The following is a 21546-nucleotide window of genomic DNA, read 5'->3' as shown; positions in this document are numbered from 1 at the left end:
GATGTCAGGACACGCGGTCGGGTGCGGCGGGGTAGACGCCGAGGATCTTCACCTCATGGGTGAAGAAGCGCAGTTCCTCCAGTGCCCGACGGACACCCTGATGTGCGGGGTGACCGTCCACCTCGGCCAGGAACTGGGTGGCGGTGAACTGCCCGTCGACCATGTAGGACTCTAGTTTGGTCATGTTCACGCCATTGGTGGCGAACCCGCCGAGCGCCTTGTACAGCGCCGCGGGCAGGTTGCGGACGCGGAAGACGAAACTGGTCACCACCGGTCCGTTGTCCGGGGCTGCCTCCACCAGGTCGCGCGAGAGGACGACGAAACGGGTTGTGTTGTGGGCCTCGTCCTCGACATCGCGTTCGAGGATCTCCAGCCCGTAGATGTCGGCGGCCAGTTCCGGTGCGATCGCAGCCTGGCTGACCAGACCGGCCTCCCTGGTCTCCCGGGCGGCCCCGGCGGTGTCGCCGGAGATCACCGGGGTCAATCGGTGGGTACGCAGAAATGCCCGGCACTGTCCAAGGGCGTGGATGTGGCTGTGCACGGTCTCGATCCGGTCCAGTGAGGTACCGGGAAGCGCCATCAGGTGGAACCGGATCGGCAGGAAGTGCTCGGCGATGATGTGCAGACCCGAGGTCGGCAGGAACTGGTGGATGTCGGCCACCCGGCCGGCGATCGAGTTGTCGATCGGGATCATGGCAAGCTCGGCGCCGCCCGTACCGACGAGGGCGAAGACATCCTCGAAGGAGGCGCAGGGGATGGCTTCTGCGTCCGGGTAGTACTTGGCGCACACCGTGTGTGAGTTGGAGCCGGGTTCGCCCTGATAGGCGATGCGTCGGAGGGTGTCCACGGCTGGTCAGTGTAGAGCCGTTCGGCCCCCTGCCCTGTGTGGTCAGGCCCTGGGTGGTCAGGCCCTGGGTGGTCCGGCGCCGGACCGCATCCAGGGCGGTTCGCAATGCCGACCGGTTCTGCCGGGTCAACCAACTTGTACGCAGTTGCTCGTTCAGTCCCCCGGGGGTTTCGTGCCCCTTCGCCAGCTCGTCCAGGCCGGTGGCGGGGTCGGCGATCTCCTCCCCGACTCCGGCGAAGATGCCCTTCAGGTACGCGTCGACGGCTTCAGGCTCCACGTCGTTCTCACCGGCCCAGGCGCCGATCTCGGCCAGGTAACCCAGCATGGTCGAGACGGTCGCACTGCACACCGAGAGGGTCGAGAAGGCATCCTCGGAATCCACCGGGACGACGGTGCCGAGGGTCTCGTAGAAGCTGCTGGTCACCGGTTCGTCGGGATGGATCGCGGTCACCCCGCAACCGTGCCGGACCGCGGGCATCGGGATCGAGCGGGTGATCGTCACCGCGTCACCGACCAGACCGGTGAGCGTGGCGATCGATGTCGCGGCCACCGCGCTGATCAGGGTCGTTCCGGGGCCGAAGACCAGACCGGACAGGGCATCGTGGACCTGGTCCGGTCGTACCGCCAGCACCACCGTCGAGGACTGTTCGGCGACGGCGCTGTTGTCGGCCGCGACGCTCACGTTCGGATGGGCCGATGCCAGCCTCGCCGAGGTGTCCGCCCCACGCGGGGAGAGGATGATCATCGGCGGATCCTGCTGTCTGCACAGGCCGTCGACCATGGCTGCTGCGATCTCTCCGACACCGATGAAACCGATGCTGTCGGGGTGTGACGATGTCATGGCGTCATTGTGCAGCAACAGCTCGGGCCGGCTGGGTCACGACTGCCGCTCCCCGGAACCGCGCGCGATCAGCGATGTCGGTACGACCAGCGGTTCCTCGGTGGCGCTCGGGCCTGCGACCAGTTGTTCCCCGGCCAGACGCCCCATCCGGTACGGGTCGGTCGCCACCACGCTGAGCTGCATCACCGGCCCCCATTCGACATCGTCGAAACCGAGTACCGCGGGCATCGGGCGATCCTCCCGGGTGGTGCTCAACGCCTCGAGGATGCCCAGCAGGACCCGATTGTTGCCGGCGACATAGGCCGTCGGCGGCTGGTCGCTCGATTCGAGTTCGAGTACATGGCGACGAGCAGTGGCCGAGTCATGGGCCCCGTCGCGGATCAGTTCCCGCCACTGTGGGGCCTCGGGGTCGAGTACCTGGCCCATGCCGTCGACTCGCTGCCGATAGGTGTGCAGCCAGGAATAGTCACCCACGAAGGAGATCCGGCGGTGTCCGTGCTGCAGCAGGTGCGTCGCGGCGGCCCGGCCGCCACCGAGGTTGTCCGAGATCACCGAGCAGGCGCTGACGCCTTGGGCCGGCCGGTCGACGAAGATCAATTCGATTCCGCGGGCCTGCAGTTCGGCATAGCGGGAATGATCATCCATCGCCGAGACGATCGCCAGGCCGCGTACCCGAAGATCGGCCAGGTCGCGGACCAGTCGCCACTCCTGTTCGGGATCCTCCCGGGTGCTGGCGACGTTCAGCTGCACCCCGGCCGGATCGATCACGTCCTCCAGGCCCTGAGCCAGGGCGGCGTAGAACGGGTTGGTCAGATCACCGGTGACCAGCCCGACCAGCTCGGCCACCCGGCCGCTGGCCAACAGGCTGGCTGCGGTGTTGCGGCGGTAGCCGAGCGTGGTGGCCGCCGACAGCACCCGCTGACGGGTCTGATCGGTGACATGCGGTTCGCCGCCGAGTGCGCGGGAGGCCGTTTTCAGGCTGACTCCGGCGTGTTCGGCCACCTGTGCCAGGGTCACCCGTCGTTGGGGGGTCACGGTGGTCGTTTCGCTCATCCTGTGATTCTCCTGGATCGCACGTCGTCGGGCTCCTTGATCATGCCGAGGGTGGTGCAGGTCACTGCGGCTGTGCTAGCTTCACACATGGTGACAGCGATGTCATAACCGGCATCACATCGAGACCTCCCTGTACCCGCTGTCGACCGACCCGTCGGAGATCCTCGATCGGCGACGGCCCGGCAGGCCGTCGATCGCGTAGCTCGGCTCCGAGCACCCCGGGCACGCCGATTCCTTAGGATCGGGATGTGTCCCGGTTCGCCGCCCTCGCCGAACGCCATCAGGTGATGCTGTACCTGGTGGCCATCGGTGCCGGAATCCTCGGCGGGTGGTTCCTGCCCGGAGCCCGGATTGCCGAGGTGGCCATCGAGCCGGCCCTGGGCCTGCTGTTGTTCGCCACCTTCCTGAGCGTGCCGTTCGACCGCTTGGGTGCAGCCTGGACCGACCTGCGCTTTCTCGGCTCGCTGAGCGTGCTCAACTTCGTGCTGGTGCCGTTGATCGTCTTCGGTCTCTCCCGGTTCGTCGCTGCCGACCGGGCATTGCTGGTCGGAATGCTCCTGGTGCTGTTGGCTCCGTGCGTCGACTATGTGATCGTCTTCAGCCGACTGGTCGGAGGGTCTGCGGACAAACTGCTGGCCGTGACACCGCTGTTGATGATCGGGCAGCTGGTGCTGCTACCGGTCTGCTTCGTCCTGTTCCTCGGACCGAGCGCCGTCGCGATGATCGACCCGCAGCCCTTCCTCCGGGCCTTCTGCCTGTTGATCCTGCTGCCGCTGGCCGCCGCGGCCGTGGTCCAGCGGCTCCGCCTCGGCCTCGCCCGTCAGCTCGAGGAGTTGATGCAGGCGGCGATGGTGCCGCTGCTCATGATCACCCTGGCAACGGTGGTGGGCTCCCAGATCCGCGGAGTAGGTGAACGGCTCGGGCAGCTGTGGCAGGTTGTCTGTGTCTATGCGGCCTTCGTCGTGATCATGAACCTGATCGGTCTGGCCACGGCCCGGATGGCCCGGCTGCCGGCAGCCGATGGTCGGGCGCTGATCTTCAGTGGGGTCACCCGGAACTCCCTGGTCGTGCTGCCGCTGGCGCTGGCGTTGCCGCAGAGTCTGTCGATGGCGCCACTGGTGGTGGTGACCCAGACCCTGGTCGAACTGGTGGCCATGGTGATCATGGTCCGACTCCTGCCCCGGGTGCTGCCCGAGCGGAGGCCCAGGGTCAGCTCAGACTGAAGGTCATCTGCGATCGGTCACCCAGCATCTGGTGCAGGGTGAGCAGCAGGAACGGGTCCACCCGCAGGCTCCGCAGGCCACGCATCCTCGACCGGTCGACGGTCATCTCCTGCGGATGGTCGGTACGGGTGGCGCGCTGCAAGGAATCCAACTGGGACCTGGTGATCAGCGCCAGCGAACGCCCGGATTCGGGATCGTGCAGGGCGGTCACGCGGCGGGAGGCATCCAGCTCCGCAAGCCCGTCCTCGCTGGCGAGCAGGAGAGAACGCTGGGCGCCATGACTGATCCACAAGGAGTCATCGGTATCGGTCAGCATCTGCGAGACGACGGTACCGGCCGCATGCGGCCGACCGGTCGCTGCGGCGGCGGCCGACATCCGGGTGAGTCGTTCGGGGTCGCCCAGCAGCTCACCGACCTTCCAGCCGATCGTCGTGTCGTAGTTGCAGCGGATCGCAGCACCACGTTCCAGCAGGTAGTCGCTGTTGCGCTCCTCCTGGCCGGGGATCGGATCGATCAGTGCCATCGGCAGTCCGGCGGCCATGCACTCGGAGGCGCTGAGCCCCCCGGGTTTGCCGACGAAGAGATCGCACACACGCATCAGATCGGGCATCTCGGTGGTGTAGCCGAGCACCGTGAACCGATCGGTGTGTCCGGCCACGAGGGCATCCACCTGTTGCCTCAGCTCGGCATTGTGACCACACACGACGACCGCCTGGAAGGGTTCGGGCCGGTGCAGCAGTTGCTGCACGATCGTGGTCGCATATGCACCCCCGGCGGCACCGGCGGACACCAGCACCGCCGGCACCTCTCCACTCAGGCCGAACCGGTCGAGCACGGCGGGGCGGTCGACCGGACGGCCGAGTTCGTGGCGCACCGGGATGCCGGAGGTGGCCACCCGGTCAGCGGGTACGCCGAGGGTGATCAGATGTTGTCGGGTCTCCTCGCGGGCCACGAAGAAGCGGGAGAACGTGTTCGGCAACCACAGACCCTGGAAGTCGTAATCGGTGGTGATCACCGCCATCCGGGTGTGAAGGACGCCCCGGGTCTGCAGCAGCGAGATCAACCGGGCAGGCAGGAAGTGCGTGCACAGGATCAGGTCGGGGTGGAACTCGCGGATCGACCGGGAGATCGCGGTGGTGTTCAGCCGGTCCCAGATCGAGGCCGTGCCACCGAGCTTGAACGGCGGTTCGTTCAGGTCGTACTGCCAGCTCACCAGCCATGGCGCGGCCTCGACCAGTTTGAAGTAGGCGTCGTCATAGAGGGTGCGGTAGAGGTCCGGGGTGGTCTGCAGCACGTCGACCCGGCGGACCTGGGTGACGTCGTTGCTGTTGCGCAGCACAGTCTCCAGCGCGGCGGCGGCACTGTTGTGGCCGGAGCCGACGCTGGCACTGAGGATCAACACCTTGCGGTCCATCAGCGCATCGTAACCGGGTGGGCTCAGGGCAGCCCTGTCTCGTTTCGGCAGGAGTGTTTGTTCACCATCCGGACAGCGATCTGAGGCTGCGACAGCGGGCTGATCGGCGATCTCGTGGTGGTTGGGCCCACTCGCCAGCGAACCGATCCGGGTGGATCGACATCGCATTCAGTAGGACCGGCCACCGAGGTCGGCTGCGAGGAGAGGGAGAACGATGAGCATGCCGCAGAAGATCACCGCACTGGTTGCCCCCATCGCTGCATTGGGAGCCTTCGGGTTGGGAGCCGTGCCGGCACAGGCGGCGCCAGCGGACGAGGCGCTCACCATCCAGCTCGAGGAGGTGCGCTACTCCGGTCTCGGCGACCATGTGCTGCAGGCGATGGTGGCGGAGGTGCAGGTCTGCCTGGACGACCTCCCGGCCGGTGATCGCGATGGTGTGGTGACGGTCACCCACGACGACTTCACTGTCAGCCAGGAGGGCACCGAAGGGCGGCAGGTGAAGCCCTGGGACGGGATCGAGTCCGAGATGATCAGTGACGACGAGGGGTTCCCGCGCGAGGTCTTCCTGGCCGAGGGTGAGTGTGTCACGGGCAAGCTGCCCTTCGAGGTGGCGATGAGCAACCACGTCACCCCGGGGACGACCACGTTGAGCTTCACCAACGACTACGGCCAGTTCGAGGAGTTCCTGATCAGTTGATCCGGTGAGGCCGATGATCATGTACCCCGGGCGAGGGCCGGGGTACATGTCGGTGGGCCCCGGGCACCATGGCGAAAAGAATGTCAGCCGAGTGCGATGAGTTCGGCGTACCTGGCCGGTCTGTAGTGATGAGGGCGCAGCGAACCGGCAGCGCCGAGACCCGAGAGGTACGACCATGCAGAACCAGATGACCTTCATCAACCTTCCCGTCGTCGACACCGCCAAGGCACAGCAGTTCTTCGTCGAGTTGGGGTACGAGTTCGACCCGGGTATGTGCCAGGAGGGGAAGGCGCACACCATGCGGGTGAACTCCAACACCCACGTCATGCTGCTGGAACGCAGCTACTTCAACTCCTTCCACGACGGGCGTCCGCACGAGCCAGGTACCCACGAGCAACTGCTCTGCGTGTCGGCCGACTCGCGAGACCAGGTCGATCAGCAGGTCGACAAGGCGATCGGCCTCGGCGCCGCCGAGGTGCGCAACTGCAGCCAGGACCTGGGATTCATGTATTCGCGTGCCTTCACCGATCTGGACGGCCACGTCTGGGAGTGGATGTACTTCGATCCGAGCGCGGCGGCCGAGTCGAACTGATCCGCCGCCGAACCCGGCAACGCCGGCGACGGACAAAAGGGGAGAATGGGGCATGAGCACCGACGAGGCAGCCTTCGAGAGCGCGGCCGGGCCGCTGCGGGCACAGCTGCTGGCGCATTGCTATCGGATGATGGGCTCCACGACGGAGGCCGAGGACCTGGTCCAGGAGACCTATCTCCGGGCCTGGCGCGGATTCGGTGCCTTCGACCACCGGGCCTCGGTGAAGACCTGGATGTACAGGATCGCCACCAATGCCTGTCTGAACGCGCTCGCGTCGAGTTCCCGGCGGGTGCTGCCGACGGATCTGGGCACTCCTGCCGGGGACCCGATCGCGCCACTGAACCTGCGCAGTGACGTCAACTGGGTCGAGCCGCTGCCGGAGTCGTACCTGTGGCAGGGCGCGAACCCGACCCCGGAGGAGCGGTTCCTGGCCCAGGAGAACATCACGATCGCCTGGACCACCGCCCTCCAACAGCTCACCGCGAATCAGCGGGCAGTGCTGTTGCTGCGGGAAGTCCTCGGCTACAGCGCGGCGGAGACGGCCGAAACGCTGCAGACCACGGTGGCCGCGGTGAACTCCGCTCTGCACCGGGCACGGGCGATGGTCGGCGAAGCCGCGGACGGTACGGGCGAGGCCGTCGATCCGCAGGTCGAGAAAGTGGCCGTCGCAAGATTCGTGGCGGCCTTCCAGGACCACGACTTCGACGCCGTGGTCGCCAGCCTGGCCGACGAGGTGACCTGGCAGATGCCGCCCTTCGACCGGTGGTACGTCGGCGCCGAGGCGTCGGCGCGACTGTCCTGGACCCACTGCCCGAGCCATGGCCCGGATCAACTTCGGTACCTGCCGACGCGGGCGAACGGACAACCCGCGGTCGGTATGTACCTGCGCAAGGGCTCCCAGTTCGAGGCGTTCCAGTTCCAGGTGCTGCGGGTCGACCGCGACGGTCTGGTCGACCAGGTGACGGGATGGTTCGAACCCCAGTGGTTCCGCCTGGCCGGGTTGCCGATCGTCCTGGACGGATCCGATCGACGGACGAGTGTGGTCGGTTCGTGGCAGACGTGATCGGAACCCGGCCGGATGGTGGAAGAGGGTGAGCGAGGAGGAGAATGGGTTCATGACGAACGATTCGACGATCCACTCCCAGATCACCGACGCCATCGCTGAGGAGAAGAAGCTGCGCGCCGACCTGCAGGCCGGGCGGATCTCCAGCGATACCGAACACGAGCGGATCGCTGCCCTGGAGACCCAGCTCGACCAGTTGTGGGACCTGTTGCGGCAGCGGCAGGCCGACCGGCAGTACGGCCGCGACCCCGATGACGCGAAGCTGCGACCGGCCGCGGAGGTCGAGGACTACCAGGGCTGATGGCGATTTCGGACGACAATGCTCCGGAGCCCGGGAGCCCGGGACCCGATCTGGTCGCCGAGTTCTGGGCCGGGGCGCACCTGGCGACCCGGGCGAATCCGCTGCCCGGCTACCTCGGCGTCACCACCGGTGAAACCCTGCCGCCGCCCACCATGGCCTTCGGCGGTACGCCCGAACAGCAGGACGCGTTGGCCGAACTGATCGTCGACGGGGTGAAGACGGCGACCGCCTCCGCACTGGCCGACTACCAGGCCGCCGACGAGCCGGTGCCGAGTGTCGGTGACCTCGGGATCGTGGTCGACGGTCGCGGTCGGCCGCGGGCGCTGATCCGTACCACCGCGGTGGAGGTACGCCCGTTCGACCAGGTCGATGCCGAACACGCCCGTCTCGAGGGAGAGGGTGACCGGTCGCTGGCACACTGGCAGACCGAGCACCGACGGTTCTTCACCGAGTTCTCCCACGGCGGTTTCAGCCCCGACATGCCGGTCGTGCTGGAACGGTTCCGGGTGCTCTACAGCTGAGCCCCACCGGAGTGGCTGGTTTGTCCACCGTGCCATGGTGGAGGAGCGGGAACACCGCGTCCTCTATCGACGGGAAGTGATCATCGTGTCCAGCACGTACCTGATCACAGGTGCAGGCAGCGGCTTCGGCAAGGAAGTGGCGCTGCGATTGGCTGAACAGGGCAGCGAGGTGATCGCCGGTGTGGAGATCATCGCCCAGGTCGGCGCGCTGCGCGCCGAGGCGAGTGCACGGGGAGTCGACCTTCGGATCGAGAAGCTCGACGTGACCGACGAAGGCGATCGGCGCAAGGCCTGGGGGTGGGATGTCGACGTCCTGCTGAACAATGCCGGCATCGCCGAAGGTGGCTCAGCGGTGGACATCCCGGCGGAGAATCTTCGCCGGCAGTTCGAGGTCAATGTCTTCGGACCGGTCCTGCTCACCCAGGGGATCGCCAAGAACATGATCGCAAAGGGTGGCGGGAAGATCATCTTCATGTCCTCCGTGGCCGGGCTGACCGCCGATCTCTTCACCGGTGCCTACTCCCGATCGAAACATGCCGTGGAGCAATCGCCGATGCCTTGGACCAGGAGCTCGCCGAACACGGGGCGCAGATCGCCACGATCAATCCCGGACCGTTCCTGACCGGCTTCAACGACACCATGTTCGAGACCTGGAAGTCCTGGATCGACGATCCGGCCGCACGGTCGGTCGATTACGCGAAGTTGGCGTTCCCGCACGAGCAGTTCGATCCCGAAGAGGTCTACCAGGTGACCCTCGACGTACTGGCCGGCAAGGACACGGCCTATCGCCATGTACTACCGGCCAGCACCGTCGACGACATCCGGGCGCAGACCGAGAGTCAGTGGGATCGCCTGCTGAACGACGGGCGGCGTCCGGAGACGGCACAGGCCGCCTATGACCTCCAGCCCGCCACGCGGGTTTCCACGCATACTGATTGATCGGGCTGACTGATCGGGCTGATTGATCGGGCGGGCGGCCCGGAGGTCAGGCCAGGAAGTCGATGGTGTGACCCCGGTCGCCGATCGAGAAGCCGTCGCCGAGGTGTTTGCCCTCCAGCGCCTGGTAGGCGGGGGCGTCGGCGGAGATCCCCTCATAGGTGATGCCGTCGACGTCGAAGGCATCGGAGACCACGCCGGCGATGTAGCGGTTGCCGTCGAAACCGACGATCGCACCCGGACGGACGACGTCGGTCAGGGAGAAGTCGAGGTCCTCGGCGGTCTCGGCGCGCTGCTCCTGACCGGCGGCGAACTCCTCCAGGACACCGGCCTTGTCGCCGTACTCGTAGGACTGCGCGGTGTCGTCCTCGCGGTGGTCGTCCTCCTCGTCGATCTGCGCCCCCTCGGTCTCCACCGCGATGCTCTCCTGGGAGGCCTCGAGCTGGGCCTGCAACTGGGCCAGCAGGGCCTCGCGTACCCGCTGCTTGGCGGCCGCGTCCATCGTCGTCTCCGACATCTGTTCCTCCTCGATTCTCACCAGTTCAGTCTGCCGTACCCCGTGCAGGGGTGCCTACATGTGGCTCCGCTGCGGAACGTCGTAGATTGCGCCCATGGACACGCTGCGCATCATTCTCTATGTCTGCCACATGATCGCCACTGTCGCGATCATCGTCGGCGCCGTGGTCCCGCTGAGGAGCGGACATCCGGTCCAGGTCTGGGCGGCCCGGATCCAGTTGCTGATCGGTCTCGCGCTGGTCGGGATCATCGAGGTCGGGCATCTGGGCGAGCTGAACCATGCCAAGATCGCAGTGAAGCTGATCCTGGCGATCGTCGTCGTCGGTCTGGCCGAGGTCGGCAAGGCGCGGTACAAGAAGGACAAGCCGAGTCGTACCTTCGCCCTGGCGGCAGCCGGCGTGACCGTGGTGAACGCGATCGTGGCGTTCACCTGGCACTGAGGATCCTCGGGTCGATCAGCGCCGGTGCCGCGGACGCCGGCGCTGTTGTCTGTCCCGATCGGTCGCCCGCTTGCCGCTCTTCTTCGAGGGCTTCTCGGGTTGGCGTTCCTGAGCGGTCCGTGAACTGTTCGCCGTCCGACCGCGGACGATGCCGATGAACTCGTCGATCATCGGATGGTTGTTGTCGGTACGCCACGCAAGCCCGATGGTGGGCGGGTTGGCGTCGACGATCGGCCGATAGGTCAGGTCGCGACGGCTGTGGGTGCGGGCGATCGACATCGGTACGTGCAGCACCGTGTGCTGGGCGGCGGTCAGGTCGATGTTCATCGGGTTCGGATCGGTACGTACATCCTCCTCGGCGAGGTCATCGGCGGTGATCTCATCCAAGGCGCTGAGCAGGTGTTCCTTGGACAACCAGAGCACGGGCAGTTCGTCGTAGAGCGGGATCAGGTGCAGGTCGTCGCGCTCGATTGGTAGTCGGACAAAACACATGTCGAACTGACCGGAGTCCAGCACCTCCCGCTGGGCGGCGGCGTCGACCTCGACCACCTCCAAGGGGCGGCGGCCGAATCGTTCGGACCAGATCCGTCGCCACTTGGTCAAGGTGACTCCGGGGACGAAACCGATCCGAAGCGGCGCGGCTGGCGGGTCGGGCTGATCGGTCACCCCAGGCAGGCTACTCCCGGCGCGGATAGTGTGGGGGAGTGAGCCAGACCATGAAGCCCTCGACCGCTGCCGGCAAGCTTGGGATCTACCTGCCTGCCGCGCCGGCGGAGTTCCAGCAGACGTCGATCACCCGGGCGGAACTGGATGCACTCCGGGCAGATCCGCCGCAGTGGCTGATCGAGCTGCGGGCCAACGGCCCGTACCCGCGCGACGTCGTGGCGCAGAAGCTCGGGGTCTCGCGTTCGGGCCTGTCCCGGGCCGGTGTCACCGAGGCACTGGACTCGGACCAGATCGGCGCCTTGCTGGCGGATCCGCCGGAGTGGCTGCGCCGGGAGCGGGAGACCTATCGCGAGGTCAGCGCGGAGAACGCGCGGTTGAAGGCTCGGCGACCCGACGCGGAGTAGCGGCGGATGTGGGTAGACCTGCCGCACCGCCGAGCGGTGGACGCCCGGCGGTGCCGGTCCGCGGAGTGGGCCGGGTTGTGCAGCCGGCCCCCAAGAGGTCAGGGGCAGGCCGTCCCGGCCTGACCGACATCGCTGCCGCCGATGCGTCCGAGGGTCGAACCCGCGCTGACGCTGGAGGGGGTGGCCCAGCAGCTGTAATCGGCTCGGTTGAACCCCTCCAGGTGCAGGTGCGGTCCGGTCCAGCAGTTCTCGTCCTGGGTGTAGCCGGTCCCGATCTCACCCAGCACGGTGTCGGAGTCGACCACGTCGCCCACCTCCACATCCACATCGGAAAGGTGCAGGTAGGAGACGAAGCCGATCACCTCCGATCCTTCGCTCACCTCGACCTGGACACCGGTGCCACCGCCGCCTCCGGAACAGGAGGGTGCGACTTTGGAAACCTTCAACTCCAGATTGGACGGCCCGTTGAGGCGGGGCTTGATCGGGGTGCCGGCAGCGACACCGTAATCAGCGGCCCCGTCGGCGGAATAGCTCGTCTCGGGGTCGGTGAAATTGCTCGCGGTGTGGTGACCGTCCGGATGCCCGGGAGAACAATGATCGGTAGAGTCCGGATTCCGTTGCTGTCGCGGCACAGTGGGTGATTCTGGCCCGCTTCATGAACGTGGCGATGAAGGTCGAATCGATCACTCGGAGTCATTTCAAGCATCTTTCCGTCCCTCGGATTCCTCAGGAAGCCGGCTGGAAACCGCTTTGGCGGCGATCTCCGGTACCGCATCGGGACGGTCGCTGACGTTCCCAAAGACCTGCACGCGGGCGCCCGAGGCCAGCCCGTTCCATTGTGTCCGAGCATGGGCCAGGGGAAAGACCAGGACATCGATCGCACCTGTCTCATCGGTGATCTCCATGATCGCCCAAGGTTCATCGTGATCAGTGCGCTTCTCCGCCAGCCGAGTGATCACGCCAGTGACCATCACAGCTCGTTGCATACCGGACCGTCCCTGGCGAATCGCATCGGCAATGCTGACCGGGTCCGGGACGGGCTGCAGTCTTTGCCGGCTACGTCGTCGTTCCCGCGCCCGGTGTTCATCGGAGCCCGCGCGTACCCAATCGTCGTCAGCCATGGCCCTAGTCTTCAGTGGCCCACTGACACCCCGATCGGCCGAGCAGTTGCCCCGGCCGAATCGGGCAGGTCCGGTTCGAACGACGGTCGGAGAGCGCTCCTTCGACTCGAGGTCGTCGGCGGACGCGGCATACATGACGGATGTCACCGTGCACCGCGTAGCCGCTCAGCCCAGCTGATGTTCGGTACACGGCTCGAACGCGATGTCTCGGGAGAGGCTGGTTCCTGTCAACGAACCAACCCCTCAGGGACCCAGGAGAGATCAGTGATCGAGTCCATCCAGCAATTCATGTCGACCGTGCCGGAGATCATCCAGGTGCTGGTGGTTGCCGGGGTCGGCGCCATCCCGTTCCTGGAGTCCCACGGGGCCTCGGCGCTCGGTGTGATTGCCGGTCTGCCGCTCGCCGTGGCGATCATCGTGGCAGCGATCGGAAACTTCATCTGCACCGGTCTGCTGGTCGTCGGTGCAGGCAAGGCCCGCGGAAGTTTCGATCAGAAACGCGTGTCCACCCCGCGGCAGCTGAAGATCAAGAAGTTGGTCGACCGGTTCGGCGTACCGGGTGTTGGCCTGATCGGTCAGATGGTCGTACCGAACCAGTTCACCGCCCCGGCGCTCGTCGGTCTCGGCGCCTCGACCACCAAGGTGCTGATCTGGCAGGGCATCGGCATCATCGTCTGGGCGATCGTGTTCGGCATCCTCGCCAGTCTCGGCGTCGCCGTCCTGGCCTGAGCCAAACCGACCGCGCTGCGACGCCGATCTTCGGTTGCGTGGATGTTGGCAGCCGCCGAATCGTGGCTCGATCGCAAACAGGTTCGGATCTTCTTGATCGAATCGACCGCGACACCTGACGTAGGGTGCGAATCCAATCAGTGCTGCATATCGGCGAACCGGCTGTAGTGGCCCTGGAAGCTGACACCGATGGTCTTGGTCGGGCCGTTGCGGTGCTTGGCGACGATGAAGTCGGCCTCGCCGACGCGGGGCGACTCCTTGTCGTAGACATCTTCGCGGTGCAGCAGGATGACCATGTCGGCGTCCTGCTCCAGGGAGCCGGATTCGCGCAGATCGGAGAGCATCGGCTTCTTGTCGTTGCGCTGCTCGGGACCACGGTTCAGCTGGGACATGGCGACCACCGGCACCTCGAGTTCCTTGGCCAGCAGTTTGATCTGGCGGGAGAACTCCGAGACCTCCAGCTGCCGGGACTCGACCTTCTTGCCCGAGGTCATCAGCTGCATGTAGTCGATCAGGATCAGCTTCAGGTCGTGACGCTGCTTCAATCGGCGCGCCTTCGCCCGGATCTCCATCATGGTCAGGTTCGGCGAGTCGTCGATGAACAGCGGGGCCTCGGAGATGTCGGACATCTTCGCCGCCAGCCGGGCCCAGTCGTCGTCGGTCATCATGCCCTTGCGGATGTTGTTCAGCGCGATCTTCGCCTCCGCGCTGAGCAGGCGCATGATGATCTCGGACTTGCCCATCTCCAGGGAGAAGATGCAGGAGGTCATCCCGTTCTTGATCGAACAGGCCCGCGCCAGGTCCAGGCCGAGCGTCGACTTCCCCATTGCCGGGCGGGCGGCGAGGATGATCATCTGCCCCGGATGCAGACCGTTGGTCAGCTCGTCCAGCTCGACGAAGCCGGTCGGTACGCCGGCCATCTCACCGGATCGGTTGGCGATCGCCTCGATCTCGTCGAGGGTGGACTCCATCAGCTCGCTCAGCGGCTGATAGTCCTCGCTGGTCTTGCCATCGGCCACCGAGTACATGGTCGCCTGCGCCTCATCGACCAGATCGGCCACGTCACCGGCGCCCTCGTACCCCATCTGGGCGATCCGGGTGGACGCCTCGATCAGCCGCCGCAAGATCGCCTTGTCCCGGACGATCTGGGCGTAGTAGCCGGCATTCGCCGCGATCGAGACCGAGGCGATCACATCGTGCAGGTACGGGTGGCCGCCCACCTTGCCGATCTCACCGCGCTTGGTCAGCTCCGAGGCCACCGTGATCGCGTCGGCCGGCTCACCCCGGCCGTAGAGATCGAGGATCGCCTCGTAGATGAACTCATGGGCCGGGCGATAGAAGTCGGCGCCCTTCACGACCTCGACCACGTCGGCGATCGCATCCTTGCTGAGCATCATCGCCCCGAGCACGCTCTGCTCGGCGGCAAGATCCTGTGGGGGAGTCCGGTCCGGTGGGGGCGGTGCGGATTCGAAGCTGCGAACCTCTGCAACGCTCAACGCCAAACTCCTTCCATGTGGAACCCCGGATGCCGTCGTGACGGCAGAACAGACCACCGTCTGCGCCGGCTCGGAGGCCTCCTGCGATGCGATACTTCCAGCGTAGGCAGGAGCTCTGACATCGCCTGGTCAGCGCGCCGGACACAGTTGTGGTTGATCTGAACTCGGCCCACCGTAGTCCTCGGAGGGCGACCCACCAACACGGTTGTCCACAGGCATTGTGGACAACCGGGGGAAAGGTGTGGAGACACTCCGGCGAGTTGTGCATCGCCTGTTCACGTAGGTGGGGACAAGTCACCGGATTACACTGAGAAGTGGCATTTGACTAGGGGAAACGATCACAGCGGATTGTGGGTAGAAACTTTCTTCGAGTGGTCTGATCGACTCCTGGGACTGTTTGACAGCCACCTGCAACGGGTGTACAGCGCGGGGTTACCGGTGAGTTATCCCAAGGGTCTGTGGACGGAGTCGGAGGCATTCACCGCGCCATCACTGACTCACAGCATGATCATCGACGCCCGGGCGCTGCGGGCGCGCCGATGCCGACGCCGACCGGCGGTCAGCCCCGCGAGCCAGAGCCACCCGTCCGCGATCGGAACCTAATCTGGGCCCGTGCAGCAACTCCTCCCCGAGCCGGTCACGATCGACCCGGTTTCGGCCTACGAGAGAGGGCCGGGGCCGTACCTGCGGGCGAACATGGTCGCCAGCCTCGACGGGGCGGCCCAGCTCGACGGACACGTGGGTGCCCTCACCAGTCCCGCCGACCAGGAGGTCCTGTGGACCTTGCGCGCGCAGGCGCAGGTGGTGCTGGTCGGGTCCGGCACCATCCGTGCCGAGGGGTACGGACCGCTCCGGATCCCCGAGCAGCAGATCGCCCTGCGAGCGGCCTTCGGTGCCGACCCCGGGACCCGGCTGGCGATCCTCAGCAACTCCGGGCGACTGGATCCCGCCGGCCCGGCCTTCACCGGCACCACCCCGCTGCTGATCGTCCCCGCCGCTGCCACACCCACCACCGGACTGGCCGAAGCAGCCGAACTGATCATCGCCGGCGACGACGAGCTCGACCTCGCCGCGGCCGTCACCGCCCTGCGGCAGCGCGGACACGACCGGATCCTCAGCGAGGGCGGGCCGCGTACCCTCGGGCGGCTGCTGGCCGCCGACCTGGTCGACGAACTCTGCCTGACCACGACACCGAAGACGGTCCTCGGTACCGGCTCCCGGCTGGCGATCGACGACCGGACACTCCAACGCGATTTCGACCTCGCCCGGCTGCTGCACCACGACGGAACGTTGTTCGCCCGCTGGGTGCGCCGACGAGACTGAACCAGCGGTCGGTACGCCGGACGCACCCGCCGTCGGCGCAGGTGTGCATGGCAGGCTGGCCCCGTACGCAGTGCACGACATCGGTGTCGGAGCCAGACCAGATCGGAGACACCCATGCCCAGTCCGCAGCCCGATGAGGCGACCGGCTTCTTCGGCGGCCGCGACTTCGCCGCCGTCATCTTCGACATGGACGGCACGCTGATCGATTCCACCCCGGCGGTGAACCGTTCCTGGACCACCTGGGCCATCGAGTACCAGCTCACCCGCGAACAGATGAGCGGGCACCACGGGGTGCCGGCGGCGGCGATCGTCGCCGAACTTCTCCCGCCGGACCAGCACGCCGCCGCGGTCGACCGGATCACCGAGCTCGAACTGGCCGATGTCGACGACGTCGTGCCGTTGCCCGGTGCCGAACGGGCCATGATCGAGTTGGCCGACGCACCGCATGCGATCGCGACCTCCTGCACCATGCCGTTGGCCCAGGCGCGCCTGCGCGCCAGCGAACTGTTGGCCCCCGATGTGCTCGTCACCGCCGACCAGGTCGAGCGGGGCAAGCCGGCCCCCGACCCGTTCCTGCTCGCCGCCCGCCAGCTCGGGGTGGATCCGACGGACTGTCTGGTGGTGGAGGACGCGCCGCAGGGCCTGCTCGGTGCCAAGGCGGCCGGCTGCGCCACCCTGGCCGTGGTCACCACCAACCCGCGCGAGGTGCTGGCCGCCGACCTGGTGGTCGATGACCTGTCGGCGGTCGCCTGGCAGGTCGTCGACGGCCGGATCCGGGTGGTGCCCGCGGAGTCGGCTGATCGAGCCGAGTGAGCGAAAACTGCCACTCGATCGTCGGATCGGCTCGATCGTGCCTGATTCGGCCATCGAGTGTCCGGATGCGCTCACGATCGGCCCGCGTCGACGCAGGCCTGCGGATCCGCGGAAGGTCTGCTCGCCGGTAGGGTTGGTCGGGTGAATGACGCCGCCATCCCGACAGAAGACGAGGCAGACGACCTGCCCGAGCAGATGCGTTTCCGTTCCGCGAAGCGCGAGCAGCTGGCCGGCAGCGGGCGACCGCCCTATCCGGTCGATGTCGGCCGTACCCACTCCCTGGGTGAGGTACGTCAGATCTGGGGTCACCTGACCGCCGGCGAGGAGACCCAGGACGTGGTCACCGTCGCCGGCCGCGTGGTCTTCATCCGCAACACCGGCAAGCTCTGCTTCGCCACCCTGCAGGACGGTTTCGACACCGAACATCCCGCCGGTCGGCTGCAGGTGATGTTGTCCCTGGCCGAGGTCGGACAAGAAGCCCTCGACGACTGGAAATCGCTGGTCGACCTCGGTGATCATGTGGCCGTCACCGGCCGGGTGATCAGCTCCCGCCGTGGCGAGCTGTCGGTGATGGCCAGCAGCTGGCAGATGGCGTCGAAGGCGCTGCGACCGATGCCGGTGCTGCACAAGGAGCTCGCCGAGGAGACCCGGGTCCGTCAGCGCTACGTCGATCTGACGGTACGCGAGGCCGCGCGCGACCTCCTGCGGGACCGGGCCAAGGTGACTCGAAGCATCCGTCAGACCCTGGACTCGCGCAACTTCCTGGAAGTCGAAACCCCAATCCTGCAACCGATCCACGGCGGCGCGGCGGCCCGCCCGTTCCATACCCACCTGAACGCCTTCGACACCGACATGACGCTGCGGATCGCCCTGGAGCTCTACCTCAAGCGGGCGATGGTCGGTGGCGCCGACCGGGTGTACGAGATCGGCCGGGTCTTCCGCAACGAGGGTGTCGACTCCACCCATGCGCCGGAGTTCACGATGCTGGAGGCCTACCAGGCCTGGGGTGATCAACACAGCATCGCCGAACTCACCCAGTCGATCATCGTCAATGCCGCCGATGTCCTGGGTGGTCGGCAGATCGAGACTCCCGACGGTGTGATCGACCTCGACGGGGAATGGGCCTGGCTGGGTGTCTATCCCGGGCTGTCGGAGAAGGTCGGGGTGGAGATCACTCCCGACACCACCGCCGACGAGCTGCGCCGGATCGCCGATGATCATGACCTCACCGTCGACCCTGCCTGGGACGCCGAGAAGCTGGTGATCGAACTCTTCGGCGAGCTGGTCGAACCCGGGCTGCTGCAGCCGACCTTCGTCTGCGACTACCCGCCGGCTGCCCAGCCGCTGGCCCGCCCGCACCGCAACGGCGAACGACTGATCGAGGCCTGGGACCTGATCATCGGGGGTATGGAACGTGGGACCGGATTCTCCGAACTCATCGACCCGGTGATCCAGCGCGAACGCCTGACCGCCCAGTCCCTGGCCGCCGCCGCCGGCGATCCCGAGGCAATGCAGCTGGACGAGGAATTCCTTGCTGCGTTGGAGTTCGGCGCGCCGCCGATGGGTGGTCTCGGACTCGGGGTGGACCGGTTGTTGATGTTGTTCACCGGCGTCGGCATCCGGGAGACGATCTTGTTCCCACTGCTGAAACCGCGACGAGAAGGCTGAGAGACACCGGACTGGGCGCCAACGGCGGCACCCGAGGAGGAGAGAGATGAACGCTCGACCGATAGGTTCCTGGCTGACCGACATGGACGGTGTGCTCGTCCACGAACAGCATGCGATCGACGGTGCGGCCGAGTTCATCGCCGCGCTGCAGCACTACGACCGCCCGTACCTGGTGCTGACGAACAATTCGATCTACTCGCGGCGGGACCTGCGGGCACGGTTGAACGCCTCCGGTATCACCCTGCCGGAGGATCGGATCTGGACCTCCGCCCTGGCCACGGCCCAGTTCCTGGCCGAACAGTCCCTCGCCGCCAATGCCGGTTCGATGCGAGGCTCGGTCTTCGTGATCGGCGAGTTCGGCCTCACCTCGGCGCTGCACGAGGCGGGGTTCGTCTTCACCGACCGCGACCCGGACTTCGTGGTGCTGGGGGAGACCCGTACCTACTCCTTCAACCAGATCACCCAGGCGATCCGGCTGGTCGACAACGGTGCGCGTTTCATCGCCACCAATCCCGACGCCACGGGACCGTCCCAGGAGGGTCCGCTGCCGGCCACCGGCGCGGTGGCGGCACTGATCACCCGGGCGACCGGGGTGGAGCCGTACTACGTCGGGAAGCCGAACCCGCTGATGATGCGGTCGGCGCTGAACACCATCGACGCCCACTCGGAGAACACGATGATGATCGGTGACCGGATGGACACCGACATCATCTCCGCGATCGAGGCCGGGCTGCGCAGCATCCTGGTGTTGACCGGTTCGACCAAGGCCGGCCAGATCGAGCGCTATCCGTTCCGGCCGACCCGGGTGATGGACTCGATCGCCGATGTCGTACCGCTGGTGGGAGAACTGCTGCCGCCGGAGACCGACGAACTGGACGCCAATTGAGAAGTCGATGCCGATTGAGGTGGGCCATCGAGTAGGTGCGTGGCCCCGGCAGGGTTGAGGTCCCCACTTCTCGGCCTTGGTGCTGAGGCAGGGGACATTCGCGCCGGGTCAGTCACTGGGCTCAGTCGCACCGGGCAACCCGGGGTTCGACCGGGGCGGGTGATCCAGCGGTAACGGTAGAGATGCAGCGGACCCGGCGGGGTACGGCGCTGCAGGCACGGTCAACCCGGTCGACGGCGATCCGTGCCCAGGTGTCGGGGTCGTACCCGAGGTCAGTAACCCTGGGTCATTTCCACTGGGTGGCGACGATCAGCGAGGCGGCCATCAACCCGATACCGATCAGGTAGTTCCAGTTGCCGAGTGCCGACATCGGAGGAATGTGGCTGGCGGCCAGGTTGAACACCACGATCCAGGCGACACCGAGCAGACCGAGCACGATGAAGACGATCGGCACCCACCGATTGCCTGCGCCGGGGGCCTTGGCGGCCTTGTCCTTGCGACTGGCGACCTTGGCCTTGGTGTCCGCAACCTTCTTCTTCTCGGCTGCGCTCTTGCGTACCTTGGGTTCGGGCAACGCTCCTCCTTGCTGATGCGCCTTGTAGCGTAGTTCACCACGGCGCTCGGGTCACACTCGAGTATCCCTGCGGGCGGCAAGGATCGGGAATGGGAGGGGTTCGATGACAGTTTCGGGATCCGTCGACCCGACCGAACAACCCCCGGCCGACCCCCCAGCGACCGGTACGCAGACCCACCGGGTGCGTCGGGGACGACGCGTGCTGACCGCGGCCGTGGCCTGTCTTTGCGGGTTGATGATCTCGGTCTCGGCGATCAATGCCCGCGGCCAGGACCTACGGCCGGACCGGCAGACCGATCTGATCGGCCTGATCGAGTCCCAGGCGGCGCGGAACGCCGACCTCACCGCCCGGGCGGCTGCCCTGCGGGACGAGGTGGACACGCTCACCCGTACCGACAGTGACGACCCCGAGTTGCAGCGCCAACTCGCCGAGGCCGAGGCAGCAGCCGCGATGACCCCCGTGGTCGGCCCTGCCCTCAGCGTCACCCTGACCGACGCACCCTCGGAGATGATCGAGTCCGCCGCTTCCGACAACGCGTTGGTGGTGCACCAACAAGACATCCAGGCGGTGGCCAACGCGATGTGGGCCGCCGGCGCCGAGGCGGTGACGATCCAGGGGGTACGGGTGATCACCACCACCGGGATCAAATGTGTCGGCAACACCGTGGTGCTGCACGGACGGCCCTACGCGCCGCCGTACGTGATCACCGCGATCGGTGACCCGGCCCGGATGTCGGAATCACTGGCCGCCGATCGGCATCTGCAGATCTACCGGCAGTATTCCGAGGCCTATCAGCTCGGCTATCGCGAGGAACCCCTCGTCGAGGTGGAGATGCCGGCCCATGAGGGCGGAGCCGATCTGCGGTACGCCCAGCCCGGGTGAATCCGCCGCTCGGCGCGAGGGCCTACCTCCTGGCAGCCGACGGCGCCCGTGGGAGCGGGGCCGGATCGTGAACCTGTTGCCCTCAGGGGATAATTTCGCGCAACAACGTGGGCTGCGCGCAGTGCAGGACACCGCGCCGTGCGTAAGCACCAACCCTCTGCGCCTCGCTTCATGGCTGATCCTGGGGCTTGGCTGACCAGGGGCGCGACTGATTGGGCGGGACGGATCTTGGGTGCGACTGATTGGGCGTGGCTGATCTTGGGGTGTGGCTGACCAGGGGCACGAGTGATTGGGCGGGCGGGACTGATCCTGGGCTGCGACTGATTCTGGGAGGGACTCATCCTGGGCAACCTGGCTGCCGCCGATCCAGCGATTGCCCCGCCCGGGACCGATGCAGCGATCGCCCACCAACAAGACAAACGTCACACTCGATCGGCGGTGGTGTGGGCTTGACCCCGTTCGACGGACACGTGGTCAGGCGGCCAGGGTAGCCGTCTGGTGTAGGTGGTGCTCGTATTGGACTGGGGTCATCATGCCGA

General features: G+C 66.6%; 25 protein-coding genes and 1 pseudogene. 16 read left to right on the top strand and 10 right to left on the bottom strand.

Features of this window, described 5'->3' with window-relative positions; all coding sequences use genetic code 11:
* Nucleotides 1–4: 4 nt before the first annotated feature.
* The 3 genes and pseudogenes from CLV29_RS11255 to CLV29_RS11245 form a co-directional block, all read right to left on the bottom strand.
* The gene (locus CLV29_RS11255; protein ID WP_133755203.1) at nt 5–847 is read right to left on the bottom strand and encodes a prephenate dehydratase; all 843 of its coding nucleotides are present in this window, start codon (nt 845–847) and stop codon (nt 5–7) included.
* Nucleotides 848–1403: 556 nt separating this feature from the next.
* A pseudogene (locus tag CLV29_RS17225) lies at nt 1404–1688 on the bottom strand (NAD(P)-binding domain-containing protein); the annotation flags it as partial.
* 36 nt (nt 1689–1724) lie between these two features.
* Nucleotides 1725–2741, bottom strand: coding sequence for a LacI family DNA-binding transcriptional regulator (locus CLV29_RS11245; RefSeq protein ID WP_133755202.1), 1017 nt, complete (start codon nt 2739–2741; stop codon nt 1725–1727).
* 248 nt (nt 2742–2989) lie between these two features.
* Between CLV29_RS11245 and CLV29_RS11240 the strand changes: the two genes are divergently transcribed.
* A complete protein-coding gene (locus tag CLV29_RS11240) occupies nt 2990–3964 on the top strand; it encodes an arsenic resistance protein (RefSeq protein ID WP_243831898.1) in 975 nt (324 codons plus the stop codon).
* Here the strand turns inward: CLV29_RS11240 and CLV29_RS11235 are convergent.
* Nucleotides 3951–5378: an MGDG synthase family glycosyltransferase gene (locus CLV29_RS11235; RefSeq protein WP_166649242.1), complete on the bottom strand. Its 1428-nt coding sequence runs from the start codon at nt 5376–5378 to the stop codon at nt 3951–3953. The genes CLV29_RS11240 and CLV29_RS11235 overlap by 14 nt on opposite strands.
* A gap of 214 nt (nt 5379–5592) precedes the next feature.
* Here CLV29_RS11235 and CLV29_RS11230 point away from each other — a divergent pair, with 214 nt between their 5' ends.
* The 7 genes from CLV29_RS11230 (at nt 5593) to CLV29_RS16495 (ending at nt 9491) form a co-directional block, all read left to right on the top strand.
* On the top strand, nt 5593–6075 hold the full coding sequence (locus tag CLV29_RS11230; RefSeq protein WP_133755200.1) for a hypothetical protein: 483 nt from the start codon (nt 5593–5595) through the stop codon (nt 6073–6075).
* Nucleotides 6076–6250: 175 nt separating this feature from the next.
* Nucleotides 6251–6667 carry a VOC family protein gene (locus tag CLV29_RS11225; RefSeq protein WP_133755199.1) on the top strand — a complete coding sequence of 139 codons (417 nt, stop codon included), beginning with the start codon at nt 6251–6253 and terminating at the stop codon, nt 6665–6667.
* Between the two features lie 52 nt (nt 6668–6719).
* Nucleotides 6720–7730: an RNA polymerase subunit sigma-70 gene (locus tag CLV29_RS11220; RefSeq protein ID WP_133755198.1), complete on the top strand. Its 1011-nt coding sequence runs from the start codon at nt 6720–6722 to the stop codon at nt 7728–7730.
* Nucleotides 7731–7782: 52 nt separating this feature from the next.
* The gene (locus CLV29_RS11215) at nt 7783–8031 is read left to right on the top strand and encodes a DUF2630 family protein (RefSeq protein WP_133755197.1); all 249 of its coding nucleotides are present in this window, start codon (nt 7783–7785) and stop codon (nt 8029–8031) included.
* Complete coding sequence (locus CLV29_RS11210) at nt 8031–8552, top strand: ASCH domain-containing protein (protein WP_133755196.1); 522 nt, start codon at nt 8031–8033, stop codon at nt 8550–8552. The genes CLV29_RS11215 and CLV29_RS11210 overlap by 1 nt, the downstream gene beginning before the upstream one ends.
* A 37-nt stretch (nt 8553–8589) precedes the next feature.
* Nucleotides 8590–9174 (top strand): SDR family NAD(P)-dependent oxidoreductase, encoded by a 585-nt coding sequence (locus tag CLV29_RS16500; protein WP_208292926.1) that lies wholly within the window; start codon nt 8590–8592, stop codon nt 9172–9174.
* Nucleotides 9111–9491: a hypothetical protein gene (locus CLV29_RS16495; protein WP_208292925.1), complete on the top strand. Its 381-nt coding sequence runs from the start codon at nt 9111–9113 to the stop codon at nt 9489–9491. Before CLV29_RS16500 ends, CLV29_RS16495 begins: the two co-directional genes overlap by 64 nt.
* 46 nt (nt 9492–9537) lie before the next feature.
* Here CLV29_RS16495 and CLV29_RS11200 read toward each other — a convergent pair whose 3' ends face one another.
* Complete coding sequence (locus tag CLV29_RS11200) at nt 9538–10026, bottom strand: hypothetical protein (protein WP_133755195.1); 489 nt, start codon at nt 10024–10026, stop codon at nt 9538–9540.
* Between the two features lie 73 nt (nt 10027–10099).
* On the opposite strand from CLV29_RS11200, the gene CLV29_RS11195 reads away from it, so the two are divergent.
* On the top strand, nt 10100–10444 hold the full coding sequence (locus CLV29_RS11195) for a hypothetical protein (protein WP_133755194.1): 345 nt from the start codon (nt 10100–10102) through the stop codon (nt 10442–10444).
* A 15-nt stretch (nt 10445–10459) separates the two neighbouring features.
* On the opposite strand, the gene CLV29_RS11190 is transcribed toward CLV29_RS11195, so the two are convergent.
* Complete coding sequence (locus CLV29_RS11190; protein WP_133755193.1) at nt 10460–11110, bottom strand: LysR substrate-binding domain-containing protein; 651 nt, start codon at nt 11108–11110, stop codon at nt 10460–10462.
* Between the two features lie 38 nt (nt 11111–11148).
* Between CLV29_RS11190 and CLV29_RS11185 the strand changes: the two genes are divergently transcribed.
* Entirely contained in the window at nt 11149–11514 is a 366-nt protein-coding gene (locus tag CLV29_RS11185; RefSeq protein ID WP_243831897.1) for a DUF5997 family protein, read from the top strand.
* A gap of 98 nt (nt 11515–11612) precedes the next feature.
* Here CLV29_RS11185 and CLV29_RS11180 read toward each other — a convergent pair whose 3' ends face one another.
* Both CLV29_RS11180 and CLV29_RS11175 read right to left on the bottom strand, forming a co-directional pair.
* Entirely contained in the window at nt 11613–11960 is a 348-nt protein-coding gene (locus tag CLV29_RS11180; protein ID WP_166649241.1) for a peptidoglycan DD-metalloendopeptidase family protein, read from the bottom strand.
* 252 nt (nt 11961–12212) lie between these two features.
* A complete protein-coding gene (locus CLV29_RS11175; RefSeq protein WP_133755191.1) occupies nt 12213–12635 on the bottom strand; it encodes an OB-fold nucleic acid binding domain-containing protein in 423 nt (140 codons plus the stop codon).
* A 264-nt stretch (nt 12636–12899) separates the two neighbouring features.
* Between CLV29_RS11175 and CLV29_RS11170 the strand changes: the two genes are divergently transcribed.
* The gene (locus CLV29_RS11170) at nt 12900–13364 is read left to right on the top strand and encodes a hypothetical protein (RefSeq protein ID WP_133755190.1); all 465 of its coding nucleotides are present in this window, start codon (nt 12900–12902) and stop codon (nt 13362–13364) included.
* A gap of 137 nt (nt 13365–13501) precedes the next feature.
* Here the strand turns inward: CLV29_RS11170 and dnaB are convergent, their stop codons facing one another.
* Nucleotides 13502–14860 carry a replicative DNA helicase gene (gene dnaB / locus CLV29_RS11165; protein WP_133755189.1) on the bottom strand — a complete coding sequence of 453 codons (1359 nt, stop codon included), beginning with the start codon at nt 14858–14860 and terminating at the stop codon, nt 13502–13504.
* 612 nt (nt 14861–15472) lie between these two features.
* On the opposite strand from dnaB, the gene CLV29_RS11160 reads away from it, so the two are divergent.
* From CLV29_RS11160 to CLV29_RS11145, 4 genes are all read left to right on the top strand, one after another.
* Complete coding sequence (locus tag CLV29_RS11160) at nt 15473–16183, top strand: dihydrofolate reductase family protein (protein WP_133755188.1); 711 nt, start codon at nt 15473–15475, stop codon at nt 16181–16183.
* Between the two features lie 114 nt (nt 16184–16297).
* Nucleotides 16298–16996 (top strand): HAD family hydrolase, encoded by a 699-nt coding sequence (locus CLV29_RS11155; RefSeq protein ID WP_133755187.1) that lies wholly within the window; start codon nt 16298–16300, stop codon nt 16994–16996.
* 195 nt (nt 16997–17191) lie between these two features.
* Nucleotides 17192–18664, top strand: coding sequence for a lysine--tRNA ligase (lysS, locus tag CLV29_RS11150; protein ID WP_133755681.1), 1473 nt, complete (start codon nt 17192–17194; stop codon nt 18662–18664).
* Between the two features lie 46 nt (nt 18665–18710).
* Complete coding sequence (locus CLV29_RS11145) at nt 18711–19550, top strand: HAD-IIA family hydrolase (protein ID WP_133755186.1); 840 nt, start codon at nt 18711–18713, stop codon at nt 19548–19550.
* A 286-nt stretch (nt 19551–19836) separates the two neighbouring features.
* Here CLV29_RS11145 and CLV29_RS11140 read toward each other — a convergent pair whose 3' ends face one another.
* Complete coding sequence (locus tag CLV29_RS11140; RefSeq protein ID WP_133755185.1) at nt 19837–20124, bottom strand: cell division protein CrgA; 288 nt, start codon at nt 20122–20124, stop codon at nt 19837–19839.
* 103 nt (nt 20125–20227) lie between these two features.
* On the opposite strand from CLV29_RS11140, the gene CLV29_RS11135 reads away from it, so the two are divergent.
* Nucleotides 20228–21007 (top strand): DUF881 domain-containing protein, encoded by a 780-nt coding sequence (locus tag CLV29_RS11135; protein WP_133755184.1) that lies wholly within the window; start codon nt 20228–20230, stop codon nt 21005–21007.
* Nucleotides 21008–21546: the final 539 nt, after the last annotated feature.

The sequence above is a fragment of the Naumannella halotolerans genome, assembly GCF_004364645.1.
GTDB classification, from domain to species: Bacteria; Actinomycetota; Actinomycetes; order Propionibacteriales; family Propionibacteriaceae; genus Naumannella; species Naumannella halotolerans.
This window is presented reverse-complemented; position numbering and strand designations above follow the sequence as displayed.

What these genes read in the sequence shown, in the direction of transcription:
- CLV29_RS11215 (WP_133755197.1), top strand. Translation starts at nt 7,783, where the DNA reads ATGACGAACGATTCGACGATCCACTCCCAGATCACCGACGCCATCGCT.
- CLV29_RS11210 (WP_133755196.1), top strand. Translation starts at nt 8,031, where the DNA reads ATGGCGATTTCGGACGACAATGCTCCGGAGCCCGGGAGCCCGGGACCC.
- CLV29_RS11235 (WP_166649242.1), bottom strand. Translation starts at nt 5,378, where the DNA reads ATGGACCGCAAGGTGTTGATCCTCAGTGCCAGCGTCGGCTCCGGCCAC.
- CLV29_RS11145 (WP_133755186.1), top strand. Translation starts at nt 18,711, where the DNA reads ATGAACGCTCGACCGATAGGTTCCTGGCTGACCGACATGGACGGTGTG.
- CLV29_RS11155 (WP_133755187.1), top strand. Translation starts at nt 16,298, where the DNA reads ATGCCCAGTCCGCAGCCCGATGAGGCGACCGGCTTCTTCGGCGGCCGC.
- CLV29_RS11175 (WP_133755191.1), bottom strand. Translation starts at nt 12,635, where the DNA reads ATGGCTGACGACGATTGGGTACGCGCGGGCTCCGATGAACACCGGGCG.
- CLV29_RS11135 (WP_133755184.1), top strand. Translation starts at nt 20,228, where the DNA reads ATGACAGTTTCGGGATCCGTCGACCCGACCGAACAACCCCCGGCCGAC.
- CLV29_RS11245 (WP_133755202.1), bottom strand. Translation starts at nt 2,741, where the DNA reads ATGAGCGAAACGACCACCGTGACCCCCCAACGACGGGTGACCCTGGCA.
- CLV29_RS11220 (WP_133755198.1), top strand. Translation starts at nt 6,720, where the DNA reads ATGAGCACCGACGAGGCAGCCTTCGAGAGCGCGGCCGGGCCGCTGCGG.
- CLV29_RS11195 (WP_133755194.1), top strand. Translation starts at nt 10,100, where the DNA reads ATGGACACGCTGCGCATCATTCTCTATGTCTGCCACATGATCGCCACT.
- lysS (WP_133755681.1), top strand. Translation starts at nt 17,192, where the DNA reads ATGCGTTTCCGTTCCGCGAAGCGCGAGCAGCTGGCCGGCAGCGGGCGA.
- CLV29_RS11225 (WP_133755199.1), top strand. Translation starts at nt 6,251, where the DNA reads ATGCAGAACCAGATGACCTTCATCAACCTTCCCGTCGTCGACACCGCC.
- CLV29_RS11230 (WP_133755200.1), top strand. Translation starts at nt 5,593, where the DNA reads ATGAGCATGCCGCAGAAGATCACCGCACTGGTTGCCCCCATCGCTGCA.